General features: G+C 51.1%; 1 protein-coding gene. It reads right to left on the reverse strand.

The features are described from left to right. Nucleotides 1-1,909, reverse strand: a 1,909-nt coding sequence (locus tag AC6EJC_RS26770; protein ID WP_444956514.1) for a condensation domain-containing protein, incomplete at both ends; no start/stop codon positions are given.

Here is a 1,909-nt window from a genome sequence, read left to right on the forward strand (position 1 = left end):
ACCACCGTAGCGCCTGCCGTGCTTCGTACTGCAGGACGTGTAAAGTCGGTTGGCAAGTTCAGTACAGGCAGATCACCTCTAAAGGTATTCAGCCAGTATGCTTCCTGACGTTTAATCCAGTCCCGTTGTGCCTCCGTTTGTTGCCATACCGCGTAGTCTTTATATTGAATCCGTAGCGGAGACAGTTCTTCACCGCTGTACAAGCGGACAAATTCGTCGGTCAACACACCCATAGATGCGCCGTCCGAGATAATATGGTGCATATCGAGCATCAACAGATGCTGTGGCTCCTGTTTTTCTCCCTCTCCCTGTACGCCCAAATCCACCAAGGCCACGCGCAGCAGCGGAGCGGCTTGCAGATCAAATGGGCGTACAAAACGTTGAACCCATTTTTGCACTTCCTGGCTTACAAGCTGCTCAGTCCCCTCTGTATGTTGTTCATATGCTGCATCATGATATAAGACCTCGACATCGGTTTGTTGATCAGCAGCTGGATACGTCACAACATGTCCTGCTTGCACCTTCGCATACTCTACCTCGAACGTCACCGTATCCTGAATCTGTTGCACAGGTTCATTGTTTACCAGTCCAAAGCTGGTGCGGAGTGCCGCATGGCGCGAGATCAACTGGCGGAAAACCTTCTCCACCCGTTTTACATCCAGCGGGCCACTTACCTGAAGCACAGCGGGAATATTGTAGTTCACATCATCTGGATCAATCTGATGCAAAACGTACATCCGTTTTTGTGCCGAGGACAATGGGTAGAACGGACGTTCTTCCGTCACTGGAATGGACGCATACATCTCTTGATCCAATTGTTCAATGACCGCCGCCAGCTGTTCAATGGTCGGGGCTTCAAAAATACTACGTAGCGGAAGCGATTTATTCAATTCCTTATGAATCTTCGAGGTCAGCGTTGTCGCGCGTAGTGAATGTCCACCAATCTCGAAAAAGTTCTCTTTTACACCGACTTGCTCTAATCCCAGCACGTCCTGCCAGATTTGCGCCAGCACGGATTCCAACCCGGTTCGTGGTGCGGTATAATCGGCTCCCGTTTGCAGGCTGCCTTCGGGTGCTGGCAATGCCTTGCGGTCTATTTTGCCGTTCGGTGTCAGTGGCATGGACTCCAGCTGTACAAAGTATGAAGGTACCATATAGTGAGGCAGCTTTTCACCCAGTAGGCTGCGCAGCACACCTGCATTCATTTCTTGTTCTGCCACATAGTAGGCTACCAGTTGGTTTTGCCCTTGTCCGTCTTCTCGGGCTAGCAGGATGGCTTCTTGCACATGTTCTATTTTTAACAGGTTCGCCTCCACCTCACCCAGTTCAATCCGGTAGCCCCGGATTTTCACTTGATGATCTATCCGTCCCAGGTGCTCGATGTTGCCATCCGGCATCCATTTCGCCAAGTCCCCTGTCCGGTACATCCGTTCATATCCGGTTTCTCCATCCGTAAACGGATTCGGTATAAATTTCTCATCCGTCAGTTCGGGACGATGCAGATATCCACGTGCCAGTCCTACACCTGATACACACAGTTCTCCAGCTACACCCACCGGCGCCAAATGTCCTTGTGCATCCACGATATAGACGCGGTGATTCGGGACGGGACGTCCGATAGAAATCCGTTCCTCCGCATTCGCGTCCTCAGACACCGGCCAAATCGTTGTAACAATCGAATTTTCCGTTGGACCATACGCGTTGTAGTAGGCCACTTGATGCTTCCACTTGTTTACCAGGTCTGTCGTTGTCGCAGATCCCCCCGTGAACAGAATCCGCAGGTCTGGCATTCGCTCTGCTTCTAGATACACCGCGTACGTCGGTGGTAGTAACACGGCCGTAATCTGGTGTTTCGCCATGTACTGCTCGAACTGTCCATAGTTTAAAATCGTTTCCGACGTCGGTATAT

Source organism: Paenibacillus sp. TY11, assembly GCF_059772165.1.